12 protein-coding genes are annotated in these 12616 nt (G+C 66.6%); 9 read left to right on the forward strand and 3 right to left on the reverse strand.

The annotated features are described in order from the left end of the window. The first annotated feature begins 2 nt into the window (after positions 1–2). The 7 genes from GYH26_RS14835 (at position 3) to GYH26_RS14865 (ending at position 7274) form a co-directional block, all read left to right on the forward strand. Positions 3–506 (forward strand): (2Fe-2S)-binding protein, encoded by a 504-nt coding sequence (locus GYH26_RS14835; RefSeq protein WP_054685088.1) that lies wholly within the window; start codon positions 3–5, stop codon positions 504–506. Between the two features lie 34 nt (positions 507–540). After that, positions 541–2907, forward strand: coding sequence for an aerobic carbon-monoxide dehydrogenase large subunit (locus GYH26_RS14840; protein WP_161542309.1), 2367 nt, complete (start codon positions 541–543; stop codon positions 2905–2907). A 102-nt stretch (positions 2908–3009) separates the two neighbouring features. Then, the gene (locus GYH26_RS14845) at positions 3010–3561 is read left to right on the forward strand and encodes an SRPBCC family protein (RefSeq protein WP_161542310.1); all 552 of its coding nucleotides are present in this window, start codon (positions 3010–3012) and stop codon (positions 3559–3561) included. After that, on the forward strand, positions 3558–4451 hold the full coding sequence (locus GYH26_RS14850; protein WP_161542311.1) for an AAA family ATPase: 894 nt from the start codon (positions 3558–3560) through the stop codon (positions 4449–4451). The genes GYH26_RS14845 and GYH26_RS14850 overlap by 4 nt, the downstream gene beginning before the upstream one ends. Before the next feature lie 3 nt (positions 4452–4454). After that, entirely contained in the window at positions 4455–5615 is a 1161-nt protein-coding gene (locus GYH26_RS14855; protein WP_161542312.1) for a vWA domain-containing protein, read from the forward strand. Then, complete coding sequence (locus GYH26_RS14860) at positions 5608–6645, forward strand: XdhC family protein (protein WP_161542313.1); 1038 nt, start codon at positions 5608–5610, stop codon at positions 6643–6645. Before GYH26_RS14855 ends, GYH26_RS14860 begins: the two co-directional genes overlap by 8 nt. Further along, a complete protein-coding gene (locus GYH26_RS14865; protein ID WP_161542314.1) occupies positions 6642–7274 on the forward strand; it encodes a nucleotidyltransferase family protein in 633 nt (210 codons plus the stop codon). The genes GYH26_RS14860 and GYH26_RS14865 overlap by 4 nt, the downstream gene beginning before the upstream one ends. 379 nt (positions 7275–7653) lie before the next feature. Here the strand turns inward: GYH26_RS14865 and GYH26_RS14870 are convergent, their stop codons facing one another. The 3 genes from GYH26_RS14870 to GYH26_RS14880 form a co-directional block, all read right to left on the reverse strand. Further along, complete coding sequence (locus GYH26_RS14870; protein ID WP_161542315.1) at positions 7654–8841, reverse strand: XdhC family protein; 1188 nt, start codon at positions 8839–8841, stop codon at positions 7654–7656. A 196-nt stretch (positions 8842–9037) separates the two neighbouring features. Beyond that, the gene (locus GYH26_RS14875) at positions 9038–9259 is read right to left on the reverse strand and encodes a hypothetical protein (RefSeq protein WP_161542316.1); all 222 of its coding nucleotides are present in this window, start codon (positions 9257–9259) and stop codon (positions 9038–9040) included. 131 nt (positions 9260–9390) lie between these two features. Next, positions 9391–10887 (reverse strand): catalase, encoded by a 1497-nt coding sequence (locus GYH26_RS14880; protein WP_161542317.1) that lies wholly within the window; start codon positions 10885–10887, stop codon positions 9391–9393. A gap of 109 nt (positions 10888–10996) precedes the next feature. Here GYH26_RS14880 and GYH26_RS14885 point away from each other — a divergent pair, with 109 nt between their 5' ends. Together GYH26_RS14885 and GYH26_RS14890 are read left to right on the forward strand one after the other, a co-directional pair. Continuing rightward, complete coding sequence (locus tag GYH26_RS14885; RefSeq protein WP_161542318.1) at positions 10997–11944, forward strand: LysR substrate-binding domain-containing protein; 948 nt, start codon at positions 10997–10999, stop codon at positions 11942–11944. A 69-nt stretch (positions 11945–12013) separates the two neighbouring features. Further along, complete coding sequence (locus GYH26_RS14890) at positions 12014–12613, forward strand: hypothetical protein (protein WP_014068219.1); 600 nt, start codon at positions 12014–12016, stop codon at positions 12611–12613. Positions 12614–12616 lie beyond the last annotated feature (3 nt).

A 12616-nucleotide genomic window follows, 5' to 3' on the forward strand; every position in this document is an offset into this window, starting at 1 on the left:
CCATGGCAAAGCAAACAGTAACGGTAACCCTTACGGTCAACGGGGAAACACACACGGCCGAAGTCGAGCCCCGCCTGCTGCTCGTGCACTTTCTGCGGGAGCATCTGAACCTGACCGGCACGCACATCGGCTGCGACACGACGCACTGCGGCGCCTGCACCGTGCTGATGAACGGCCGGGCCGTCAAGTCCTGCACCGTGCTCACCGTACAGGCCGACGGGGCCACGATCAAGACGATCGAAGGCATGGCCGAAAACGGCAAAATGCACCCGTTGCAGGAAGGCTTTCACGTGGAGCACGGACTGCAGTGCGGCTACTGCACGCCCGGCATGATCATGCGGGCTGCCGAGCTGCTGGCGAAAAATCCCGATCCCACGGAGGACGAGATCCGCTGGGGCATCTCGGGCAACCTGTGTCGCTGCACCGGCTACGTCAACATCGTGAAGGCCATCCAGTACGCCGCCCGCAAGCTGCGCGAACGCGAGCAGGCAGCGGCCGGCTCTTGAAGCTTCCGCCAACCACGCAAGCCACGGAAAAATCATGGAAACCGAAGTCCGGACGCCCCCGACGATCTGCGGCATGGGGCATCGCATGAAGCGCAAGGAAGATGCCCGCTTTCTGTTTGGCAAAGGGCGCTACGTGGACGACATCAAGCTGCCCGGCATGCTCTACATGGACATCGTCCGGAGCCCCTTTGCCCATGCCCGCATCAAAAGCATCAACGCCGAACGGGCCCTGGCCATGGACGGCGTCGTGGCCGTCATCACGGGCAGGGACCTGGAGAAATACAACCTGCACTGGATGCCCACGCTGATGGGCGACACCCAGATGGTCCTGCCCACCGATCGCGTCATGTACCAGGCGCAGGAGGTGGCGGCCGTGATCGCCACGGATCGCTACATCGCGGCCGACGCCGTCGAGGCCATTGAAGTCGAGTACGAGCCGCTGGAGCCGGTCGTCGATCCGTTCCGGGCGCTGGAGCCCGACGCGCCGGTGCTCCGCACCGACAAGGGCAAGACGGACAACCACATCTGGCACTGGGAGGTCGGCGATCGCGAGGCCACCGAGCGCGCCTTTCAGGAGGCCGACGTGGTCGTCAAGCAGCAGATTTACATTCCGCGCATCCACGTGGCCTCCATCGAGACGTGCGGCTGCATCGCCGACTACAACCCCGTCGAGGGAAAGCTGACCGTCTACATGACCACGCAGGCGCCGCACGTGGTGCGGACGGCCCTGGCGCTCGTGGCCGGCCACGTGGGTCTGTCGGAGGAGAAGATCCGGGTCATCTCGCCGGACATCGGCGGCGGCTTCGGGGGCAAGGTGCCCATCTATCCGGGCTACGTCATCGCCATTGCCGCCTCGGTGCTGCTGGGCAAGCCGGTCAAGTGGATCGAAGATCGGTCCGAAAACCTGCAGGCCGATTCGTTTGCGCGCGATTACCACATCACGGCCGAGCTGGCCGCCACGAAAGACGGCAAGATCACGGCGCTGCGGATCAAGACGCTGGCCGACCACGGCTACACCGACGCGGCCGCCAACCCGTCGAAATTCCCGGCCGGGCTGTTTTCGATCTGCACCGGCTCCTACGACATCAAGCACGCCTTCGTCGAAGTCGACGCCGTCTATACGAACAAGCCGCCCGGCGGCGTGGCCTACCGCTGCTCGTTCCGCGTGACCGAGGCCGTGCACGCCATCGAACGCATGGTGGACGTGCTGGCCCAGAAGCTGGGCATGGATCCGGCCGAGCTGCGCTTCAAGAATTTCATCCAGCCGGACCAATTTCCTTACAAATCGGCGCTGGGCTGGGAGTATGACAGCGGCAACTACCCGGCCGCCCTGCGCAAGGCGATGGACCTGATTGGCTACGAGGAGCTGCGCCGCGAGCAGGCCGAGCGGCGCGCCCGGGGCGAGTTGATGGGCATCGGCATCAGCAGCTTCACGGAGATCGTGGGCGCGGGTCCCTCGCGGCACTTCGACATCCTCGGCATCAAGATGTTCGACAGCTGCGAGCTGCGCATCCATCCCACGGGCAAGGCCATCGCCCGCTTTGGCACGAAGTCGCAGGGCCAGGGTCACGAGACCACCTACGCCCAGATCATCGCCGAGGAGCTGGGCATTCCGGCCGCGCACGTGCAGGTGGAAGAGGGTGACACCGACACAGCGCCCTACGGGCTGGGCACCTATGCCAGTCGTTCCACGCCGACGGCCGGTGCCGCCGCGGCCATGGCCGCCCGCAAGGTGCGCGAAAAGGCCCGCAAAATCGCCGCCTACCTGCTCGAAGTCAGCGAAGAAGACCTCGAATGGGAGCCGGGCGTCTTCCGCGTCAAAGGCGCGCCGGACAAGTCCGTCACCATTCAGGAGATCGCCTTTGCGGCCTACACGAACCATCCGCCGGGCATGGAGGCCGGCCTGGAGGCCGTCCACTACTACGATCCGCCCAACCTCACCTTCCCCTTCGGTTCGTACATCTGCGTGGTGGACATCGACAAAGGCACCGGCCAGGTGAAGATCCGTCGCTTCGTGGCCGTGGACGACTGCGGCCATGTGATCAATCCGATGATCGTCGAAGGCCAGATCCACGGCGGCCTCACGATGGGCTTCGCGCCGGCCATGATGGAGGAGCTGGTCTACGACGAAGAGGGCAACATCCTGACCGGCTCGTTCATGGACTACCTGCTGCCCACGGCCGTCGAGACGCCGCGCTGGGAGACGGCCCGCACCGTCACGCCCTCGCCGCACCATCCGCTGGGCGCCAAAGGCGTGGGCGAATCGGCCACGGTGGGCGCTCCCGCGGCCATCGTCAACGCCGTCGTCGATGCGCTCTCGCCCTATGGCGTGACGCACATCGACATCCCGATCACGCCCTATAAAGTCTGGAAAATCCTGCACGAAAAAGGCGTGGTCTGAAGCGAACTTTCAGGCGGGCCGCCCGTCTAAAACGGACGGAGCCGGGAAACGAACCCTGTCGGGCCTACACGGAAGTACGCCTGTGCATAAACATGTAACGCCATGAAAACCACCATCGAGAAAACTTTTACCGTTCGCCAGCCGCTGGAAAAGGTCTGGACTTACCTGAGCGATCCGGCCAAGGTGGTGCCCTGCGTGCCCGGGGCCCAGCTCACCGAACAGCTCGACGAACGCCACTACCGGGGCACCGTCAGCCTGAAGGTGGGACCGGTCAGCGCCAGCTACAAAGGGGAAATCACCATCGAGACGCTCGACCACGAGACGCACACGATCCAGCTCGTGGGCAAAGGGCTGGACGCACGTGGCAAGGGAAGTGCCTCGATGACCATGCGCGGCCAGGCCCGGGCGCTGGACGACGGCACCACCGAGATCACCAATCAGATCGAAATCTCCGTGACCGGCATGCTGGCGCAATTCGGCTCGCGCCTGATCGAGGATGTCTCGAGCCGTCTTTTCGATCAGTTTACCGAATGCTTCGAGTCGCTGCTGGCGGGCGAGGCGCCGGAAGATCAGGCGCTCAGCGCCGGCTCGCTGATCAAGGAAGGCATCAAATCGGTTGCCGGACGATTCTTCGGGAAGAAGGAAGGCGAATGAGTACGGAGGCCGCCGCCCGCATTGCGGGGTTGATCGAAGGACTGGAGCAGCAGGGCTACGTGGTGGACGAGGCGCTGGCCACGGTACTGTACCTGGTACTGACGCTGCGCCGGCCGCTGCTCGTGGAGGGCGACGCCGGCGTGGGCAAAACCGAAATCGCCTACGCGCTGGCCGGCTACCTCGACACGGAGCTGATCCGCCTGCAGTGCTACGAAGGGCTCGACGTCCACTCGGCCGTCTACGAGTGGAACTATCCCCGCCAGCTGCTGGCCATCAAGCTCTGGGAAAGGAGCGACGTGCCGCTGGAAGAGCGCGAGCGGCACCTGTTCAGCGAAACCTATCTGCTGGCGCGGCCGCTGCTGAAGGCCATTCAGGCCGAGGCGAAAGCGCCCGTGCTGCTTATCGACGAGATCGACCGGGCCGACGAGGAGTTCGAGGCTTTCCTGCTGGAGCTGCTGTCGGCCTTTCAGATCTCGATCCCCGAGCTGGGCACGATCCGCGCCCGCCATGTGCCGTACGTGGTGCTGACCTCCAACCGCACGCGCGAGCTGAGCGACGCGCTCAAGCGGCGCTGCCTGTATTACTGGCTCGACTACCCCGACGAGGCGAAAGAGCTGCGTATCATCCGGAAGCGGCTGCCGGACATCGAGACCGAGCTGGCCCGCCAGGTGGTGCGCTTCGTGCAGGCGCTGCGCCGAGAGCGGCTGCACAAGATCCCCGGCATCGCCGAGACGCTCGACTGGGCGCGGGCGCTCGTGGCGCTGGGCGTGCGTCGGATCGACGAGGCCACGGTGGCACGCACGGCGGGCTGCCTGCTCAAGTCGGCCGAAGACCTCGAACGCCTGCGCAACCACGTGCTGGAAGAGCTGCTGGCCCAAATCGAAGCCTGAGCCATGAGGGCGCCGGGCACCATACCGCCGACCTTTTCGGCCTCCACGAACTTCACCGGGGCGGTGCGGGGCTTCTGCACCTTCCTGAAAAGCCATGGCTTCACGATCGGCGTTGCCGAGACGCTCGACGCGTTGCACATAGCCCGGAGCGAGCTGTTGCACACGCCCGAGCGTTTCCGGACGGCCCTGCGTGCGCTGCTGTGCATCTCGCCGGACGAATGCCGGCGCTTCGACGTGCTGTTCGACACCTACTGGCTCGGCCGCTCGCCGGACGGCGACACGCCGCCTGCCCCGCGCCAGCGGCGTCAACGTCCCCCGGCCACCGAACGGGCCGCCCCGCTGCTCATGGCCCTGCAGCAGACGGCGGCCCCGCCCGAAGAAGACGGCAAGACCACCACGGGCGCCAGCACGGCCCACCGGCTCCGCCAGGTGGACTTTGCCCGCGTGCCGGCACCCGAGCAGGAACAGCTCGAAGCGCTGGCCGAACAGCTCTTCCGCCGGTTGCACGTGCGTCTTTCACGCCGGGAAAAAGCCGCCCGCCGCGGCCGTCGCATCGACCTGCGGCGCACGATCCGCCGCAACCTCGACCGGGGCGGCGAGCTGGTCACGCTCCGCTACCGCCGACGCCAGCCGGATCGTCCCCGCCTGGTGGCGCTGCTCGACGTGAGCGGCTCCATGGACCGCTACAGCTACTTCCTGCTGCGCTTCCTGCACGCGCTCCAGCAACACTTCCGGCGCGTCGATTCGTTCGTATTCAGCACCGAGCTGACCTGCATCACCGAGCTGCTGCGCCAGCCGACGCTGCCCGACAGCCTGCGTCAGCTGGCCGAAACACCCACGCCCTGGTCCAGCGGCACCCGCATCGGCGCCTGCCTCGAGGCGTTCGTGGCGCATTACGGCCGCCGGCTGCTCTCGCGCCGCACGCTCGTACTCATCCTGAGCGACGGTCTCGATACGGGCGACCCGGCCCTGCTGGCCCACGCACTGCAGGCCATCCGTGCCCGTTGCCGCCGGATCATCTGGCTTAACCCGCTCATGGGCATGGACGGCTACGCACCGCTGGCCCGGGGCATGCAGGCGGCCCTGCCCTACCTCGACGTGTTTCATCCCGCCCACAACCTCGACAGCCTGCTCCGCCTGGAGCAGCATCTGCGCCATGTTTGACCCGATTCTCGAACGTGCCCGCGAGCAGACGGAACGGGGTGAACCCTGCGCCCTGGCCATCGTCGTGCGCTACGAAGCGCCGATCTCCGGCAAGCCCGGCGACAAGGCGCTGATCCTGCCCGACGGCACGCTGCACGGCTGGGTGGGCGGCGGCTGCACGCGCCCGGTAGTTATTCGCGAAGCCCTGCGGGCCATGCGCGACGGCCGCCCCCGTCTGGTGCGCATCACGCCTGAAGCGGCCGAAGTCGAAGTCGAGGGCATCGTCGCCTACTCGATGACCTGCTACAGCGGCGGCACGCTCGACGTGTACATCGAGCCGCTGCTACCCCCGCCGCAGTTGCTGGTGCTGGGCCGCTCGGCCGTGGCTCAGGCTCTGGTGCGCCTGGGCCGGGCCCTCGGCTATCGCGTGCTGGTCGCCGACCCCGAAGCTTCCACCGCGCTGTTTCCGGAAGCCGACTTTCTGGTGCCGTCGTTCGCCCTCGACAACCTGCCGCTGACGCCCTGGACGTTCGCCGTCGTGGCCACCCAGGGCGAAGGCGACGAAGAAGCGCTGGAAGCCGCCCTCGCCCATCCTTTTCCGTACGTGGCGCTGGTGGCCAGCCGCCGCAAGGCCGCCCGCCTGCGCGAAGTGCTCGCCGAACGCGGTGTGCCGGCCGACCGTCTGGCGACCGTGCGCGCCCCGGCCGGACTGAACCTCGGCGCCCGCACCCCGGAGGAAATTGCCCTGAGCATCCTGGCCGAGATCGTGCAGGAACGGCACCGGAATCCCGTGCCGGCGCTCGCCGACGAACCGGCTCCGGCCGAAGGCCTGATCGAAACCACGCTGCACATTGAGGGCATGAGCTGCGCGCACTGCCTCCACACCGTCGAAAAGACGCTCAAAGCATTGCCCGGCGTGGTGGTGCGCACGGTGGAGCTCGGCTACGCCGAAGTGGCCTACGACCCCGCCCGGGTAACGCTGAGTGCGCTGGCCGAGGCGCTCGAAGCCCGGGGGTATCATCTGCGCACCGACACCGTGGCCGAACCATGAAGGTACCGGAACGCGTGGCGGCCATCGTGCTGGCGGCCGGCGCTTCCCGGCGCATGGGCGGCCGCAACAAGCTGCTGTTGCCCTTCGGCGGCCAGCCCCTCGTGCGCCACGTCGTGACCACGATTCTGGCAAGCCGGGCCGATCCGGTCCTTGTGGTGCTGGGACACGAGGCCGAGGCCGTCCGCGCTGCGCTGGCCGAACTGCCCGTCACGTTCGTTCACAACCCGCGCCATGCCGAGGGCATGACCACCTCGATCCAGTCGGGCGTGGCGGCGGCGCCGGCGGACGTGCTCGGCTACATGATCTGCCTGTCGGACCTGCCCCTGATCGAAGCGGCGGAGTACGACCGGCTCCTCGACGCGTTCCGGGAAGCCCACGCCCGCGATCCGGCCTGCATCATCGTGCCCGAATTCGAGGGACGGCGCGGCAACCCCGTCCTGTTCGCGGCCCGCTACCGAACGGCCATCCTGGCCGAGGAGCGGCTGACCGGCTGCCGCGGCCTCGTGCAGCGCCATCCCGAACACGTCGTGCGCGTGCCCATGCCCACCGATCACATCCTGCAGGACATTGACACGCCCGAAGCGTTCGCAGCGCTCACCGAACGCACGCCCGGGCAAACACCGCGCTGAGCCCATCTCCTCCTGCAGTGCGCCACGAAGGGCTCCTGGAGAACGGCACTCCGCTTCGCTCCGTGCCTGATACGATTTCCGGGAAATCATCGTGCATGTGAGAAAGCACGGGCGCACACGGCGGTGCGCCCCTACAGATCCCTGACGTTTTCCTTCCGTAGGGGCGGACCCCTGTGTCCGCCCGATCATACCCGCCGGATCACGTCCGCCACACGGGGTGTGGCACCCTCATGCGCCAGTAAACCAGCGATCCCATATTACCCGAGACGGCACTCCGCTTTCGCTCCGTGCCTGACGACAGGCGCGCTGGTAGGAGGCGTCAGTTGTAGGGGCTTCGGAAGACAAGAGTCCTGCCGCGGCATGACGATCCCGCGTCCGCTCACGAAGACACGTTGAGCGGACGCGGAAGCGGCGGGCGCTCGCCGTGGATGGGCGCGTCGCGTTCCCGGAGCGGCCGCGCCGAACGTCCGTGCAGCACGGCCTGGATTTCGGCCAGCGCCGAGAGCGCGATCTCCTCGGCCGTCTCCGTGCCGATGTCCAGCCCGACGGGCCCGTAAATGCGCGCGCGCTCGGCCTCCAGGCGCTCGCCGTGCGTGCGGGCCAGCTCGCTCAGCATCCGTTCGGTGCGCTCCTTCGGCCCCAGCATTCCGATGTACGGGATGTCGGTCTCAAAGAGCAGCGTCCCCAGGATCTGCCGATCCCGCAGGTAGGTGTGGTTCATGACCAGCGCGGCCGTGCGGCGATCGACCCGCACATGCTGCGTGAGCTGCTCCGGGTGCATCAGGAAGCGACAGGTGTCCGCTTCGGGAAAGCGTCGGGCCAGCTCTTCCGGCGGACGGCGGCCGATGACCTCCACTTCCCAGCCCAGCCCCCGCGCAAAGCGCACCACCGGAAACACGTCGTGTCCCTCGCCGAAGACGAGCAGGCGCACGGGTGGCTGCACGGCCTCCAGCAGCACGTCCATCTGCGCCGGGCCTTCGGCGACGCGGTGGGTGGCCCAGCCCCGCTCCTCGCGTCCGGCCAGCAGGCGCTCGAGCATCTGGCGGGCCGCCTCGTAGATCAACCGGGCCGGAGGTCCTTCCAGCAGATCGCCTTCGGCGCCTCCGTCGGCCCGGAGCAGCAGGTGCCGCCCGAGCCAGTTCGTCCAGGCCTCGGTGGTCTCGATCACGGTGGCCAGCACCGCCTGTCGCCGCTCCTGCAGGCACCGGCCCAGCAGTTCGAGCGGACTGAGCCGTCCCGGCGCCGGCACGCGCTCCAGCAGCACGTGCGCCACGCCGTCGCATCCGGTCCCGAAGCCATAGATCAGATCGTCGTCGGCCAGATCGAACGGAAGCAGGCGGGCGGGGGCGCCTTCCTCCAGAAGCTGGAGGGCCCGGCGCGTCACCTCGCCTTCCAGACAACCGCCGCTGATCGTGCCGTGGTTGGTGCCGTCCGCTTCCACGATCATGCGGGCGCCCGGCCGCCGGTAGGTGGAGCCGCCGATACGGACGACGGTGGCGACGACGTGCGGGGTGCCAGCGGCCGTCAGCCGCCCGGCCTCCTGCAGCAGATCCCGTAGTTCACGCATGGCCCTTCCCGAAGCGCTTTCTTCTTCTAAAAAAAAACAAAAAAGCCCTGTGAAGGCAAACGCCTGTTGCACCAGAGGTTTCCCGTCCAGTCGGACAGGCTGAGAGACAAACCCACCGACAAAAAGTGGCATGGCATCAAAGAGCAGCACTCCCCCGACACCCCAACGGTGGAACTACGATTCGGAGGAGCAAAGGCTACTGGAGGCGTGGCGGGACCGGACGGCGGTCCCGGCTTAAATCCCGACGTGCCCGGGCGCGGCGCATGCCCTTGCGCGGTCCCGTCGGACCATGGGCGCCCGGACGCCGGAATCCCCGGCCTCCACGGTTGGCCTGCCGGTTGGCGTAGCGAATGAGCCAGACGGCAATGGCCAGCCCGACGGCCATCAGCAGCAGCGCCAGTCCGTAGATCCAGGGCATCGTGCGTGCAGGGTTCGCTTTCGGCCATGGAAAGTACAAAAAAAATTCATCAAAGAAAACCCGAGCGTCCCGTCCCCAACAAAAAAGGCCCGATCCTTTCGGACCGGGCCTTTGCAGGCGATGGCGCTCCCTCAGCCGGCGACCGAAGCGTCGATGCCCAGTTCCGCTTCGATGGTGGCCGGATCGAAGCCCAGCGCCCGGGCAACCCGCCGGCCATAGTCCACGTCGGCCCGGTAGAAGTGCCCGAGCTGGCGTTTCTGCACCTCCAGGCGCGCCTGGCCCAGGCTCGCGGCAATGGCCCGCGCCAGGCGATCCTTCTGGCCTTCGTCGAACAGGCGGTAGAGATTGCCCGCCTGCGTGTAGTCGTCGTGATCCTTCCGGCTGTCGTACCGATCGACGATCACCTCGCCCAGGTGCCAGGCCGGCTCCTTGTAGATCGGATCGTCCTGCGGCGCACCGGGAATCGAGTTCGGGAAGTAGTTCGGGTGCCCCGAGCCCTCGATCTGCGCCATGAAACCGTCCCGCTGATAGTGATGCACCGGGCAGCGCGGCCGGTTGACCTTCAGCTGCTGATAGTTGACGCCCAGCCGGTAACGGTGCGCATCGGCATAGCTCATCAGCCGGGCCTGGAGCATTTTGTCGGGGCTGGGCCCGATGCCCGGCACGAACGCGCTGGGCTTGAAGGCCGCCTGCTCGACTTCGGCGAAATAGTTCTCCGGGTTGCGATTCAGCTCCAGCACGCCGACCTCGATCAGCGGAAACTCGGCGTGCGGCCAGACCTTCGTCAGATCGAACGGATTCCAGCGGAAGTTCTCGGCCTGCTCCGGCGTCATCACCTGGATGTAAAGCGTCCAGCGCGGATAGTCGCCCCGCTCGATCGCCTCGTAGAGGTCCCGCTGGTGCGTTTCCCGATCCTCACCGATCAGGCGCGCGGCCTCTTCGTCGGTCAGGCACTTGATGCCCTGCTGCGTCTTGAAATGGAACTTGACCCAGAAAAGCTCGCCCCGATCGTTGTACATCGAATAGGTGTGGCTGCCGTAGCCGTTCATATGGCGGTACGAGGCCGGAATCCCGCGATCGGAAAAAAGAATCGTCACCTGGTGCAGCGACTCGGGGCAGAGCGACCAGAAGTCCCACTGCATGTCGGGATCCCGAAGGTTCGTCTTCGGGTGCCGCTTCTGCGAGTGGATGAACATCTGGAATTTGTAGGGATCGCGCACGAAGAAGACCGGCGTGTTGTTGCCGACCAGGTCGAAGTTGCCTTCTTCGGTGTAGAACTTCACGGCGAAGCCCCGCACGTCCCGTTCGGCATCGGCAGCGCCCCGCTCGCCCGCCACCGTCGAAAAGCGCACAAACACCTCGGTCTGCTTGCCCACCTCCGACAGGAAGGCCGCCTTCGTGTAGCGGGTCACGTCGTTCGTGACGGTGAAGGTGCCGTAGGCGCCGCTTCCCTTGGCGTGCACGACGCGCTCCGGGATGCGCTCCCGGTTGAAGTGCTGGATCTGCTCCAGCAGCTGCACATCCTGGATGAGCAGCGGGCCCCGCGGTCCCGCCGTCAACGCGTTCTGGTTGTCGCCGATCGGCCGGCCGTCGGCCGTGGTCAGACGCGGTGCTTTCCGAGCTTCCATAAACGCTGCGTAATTGTTGGTGAAACACAATGGCCTGCAGTATACGGGTCGGCATTTTATTTGTCCAATCAATAATTTCTACCGGATCATAGAAATAAGCTATCGAGCTATGACGCTGACGCAACTGGCCTATGCGGTGGCCGTCGATACGTACCGGCACTTTGGCCGGGCGGCCGAGCACTGCCACGTATCCCAGCCGACGCTGAGCATGCAGCTGCAGAAGCTGGAGGAAGAGCTGGGCGTGCAGCTTTTCGACCGGAGCCGCAAGCCGATTCTGCCCACGCCCATCGGGGAACGGATTCTGGCCCAGGCGCGCGTGATCCTGCGCGAGTGCGAGCGGCTTTACGAACTGCTGAACGAAGACCTGGAGGCCGTCCGGGGCGAGTTGAAGCTGGGGGTGATTCCTACGCTGTCGCCCTATCTGCTCCCGCTGGTGACGCGTCCGTTGCAGGAGCGTTATCCGGAGCTGACGGTTCAGGTGGAAGAGCTGACCACCGAGCAGATCCTGGAGGCGCTGGCCACCGACCGGCTCGACGCCGGACTGATCGCCACCGAAGAAGGCCGTCCGGGCCTGCGGCGACGCGCCCTGTTCCGGGAGCCCTTTGTGGCGTACCTGGGGGCCGACCATCCCCTGCTGGCCGAAACGCGGCTCGATCCGTCCCAGCTCCGGCTCGAAGAACTCTGGCTGCTTCGAGAAGGGCACTGCTTCCGGGATCAGGTGCTTCAGGTGTGCAGTCGCCGTGAGGAGGCGGGTCCGGCCCCCCAGCTACGCTTCGAGAGCGGCAATCTGGAAACGCTCCGGCTGCTGGTGGATCGGCTCGGCGGGGTGACGCTGCTGCCGTTTCTGGCCACGCACTACCTGCCGGCTGAAGCGCGCGAGCGCGTGCGGCACTTTCGCGAGCCGGCGCCCCACCGCACGATCTATCTGATCTACGCCCGCGCCCACCTGAAGCGCACGCTGCTGGACGCCTACGTGGCCGTCCTGCAGGAAAGCATCCGGCCGCTCCTGCCGCAACCGAACGCCGCGATCGACGCGCTCGCCCCGATAAATTCGTAGGGGTACGTACTTGTCCGCGACGACGCACGGCCGATACAGAAAGCGCCCGGAACCAACCGACCCTGCGCCGTGCGTCTGCTTTCCGGACTCCGTCGCATCCTGTCCTGGCTGGGCCTGATCGGGGCCGGCTGGGTAATCGTCACCGACTACAGCAGCCGGCCGGCCCCGGTGGGTAACGTACCGGAGGTCTGGCCCGCCGACGCGCCTTTCGGGCCCGACGCGACGCGCATGACGCTCGTCATGTTCGTGCACCCGCGCTGCTCTTGCAGCCGGGCCAGCCTCCGCGAACTGGCCTACATCATGGCGCGGGCCCGCCACAACCTGACGGCGCACATCTTTTTCTACCAGCCCGCCCACCGGCCGGACGCCTGGATCGAAACCGACCTCTGGCATTACGCCCGGACGATTCCGTTCACCACGGTGCATCGCGACCCGGACGGCAAGCTGGCCGAGCGCTTCGGTGCGCTGGCCTCCGGACAGGTCGTGCTGTTTCGTCCCGACGGCCGCCGCGTGTTCTACAGCGGCATCACGGCCGGCCGCGGTCACGAAGGCCCCAACCCCGGCCGCAACCAGGTGCTCCACCTGGTGCGCGAGGGCGTCGGCACCGCCGACCACACGGCCGTCTGGGGCTGTCTGATTCAGGAAAAGGAAGCAACCAAACCGGAATAGCGC

The sequence above is a fragment of the Rhodothermus marinus genome (assembly GCF_009936275.1).
Taxonomy (GTDB): domain Bacteria; phylum Bacteroidota; class Rhodothermia; order Rhodothermales; family Rhodothermaceae; genus Rhodothermus; species Rhodothermus marinus_A.

What these genes read in the sequence shown, in the direction of transcription:
- GYH26_RS14855 (WP_161542312.1), top strand. Translation starts at nt 4,455, where the DNA reads ATGAGGGCGCCGGGCACCATACCGCCGACCTTTTCGGCCTCCACGAAC.
- GYH26_RS14870 (WP_161542315.1), bottom strand. Translation starts at nt 8,841, where the DNA reads ATGCGTGAACTACGGGATCTGCTGCAGGAGGCCGGGCGGCTGACGGCC.
- GYH26_RS14840 (WP_161542309.1), top strand. Translation starts at nt 541, where the DNA reads ATGGAAACCGAAGTCCGGACGCCCCCGACGATCTGCGGCATGGGGCAT.
- GYH26_RS14850 (WP_161542311.1), top strand. Translation starts at nt 3,558, where the DNA reads ATGAGTACGGAGGCCGCCGCCCGCATTGCGGGGTTGATCGAAGGACTG.
- GYH26_RS14865 (WP_161542314.1), top strand. Translation starts at nt 6,642, where the DNA reads ATGAAGGTACCGGAACGCGTGGCGGCCATCGTGCTGGCGGCCGGCGCT.
- GYH26_RS14860 (WP_161542313.1), top strand. Translation starts at nt 5,608, where the DNA reads ATGTTTGACCCGATTCTCGAACGTGCCCGCGAGCAGACGGAACGGGGT.
- GYH26_RS14880 (WP_161542317.1), bottom strand. Translation starts at nt 10,887, where the DNA reads ATGGAAGCTCGGAAAGCACCGCGTCTGACCACGGCCGACGGCCGGCCG.
- GYH26_RS14885 (WP_161542318.1), top strand. Translation starts at nt 10,997, where the DNA reads ATGACGCTGACGCAACTGGCCTATGCGGTGGCCGTCGATACGTACCGG.
- GYH26_RS14875 (WP_161542316.1), bottom strand. Translation starts at nt 9,259, where the DNA reads ATGCCCTGGATCTACGGACTGGCGCTGCTGCTGATGGCCGTCGGGCTG.
- GYH26_RS14835 (WP_054685088.1), top strand. Translation starts at nt 3, where the DNA reads ATGGCAAAGCAAACAGTAACGGTAACCCTTACGGTCAACGGGGAAACA.
- GYH26_RS14845 (WP_161542310.1), top strand. Translation starts at nt 3,010, where the DNA reads ATGAAAACCACCATCGAGAAAACTTTTACCGTTCGCCAGCCGCTGGAA.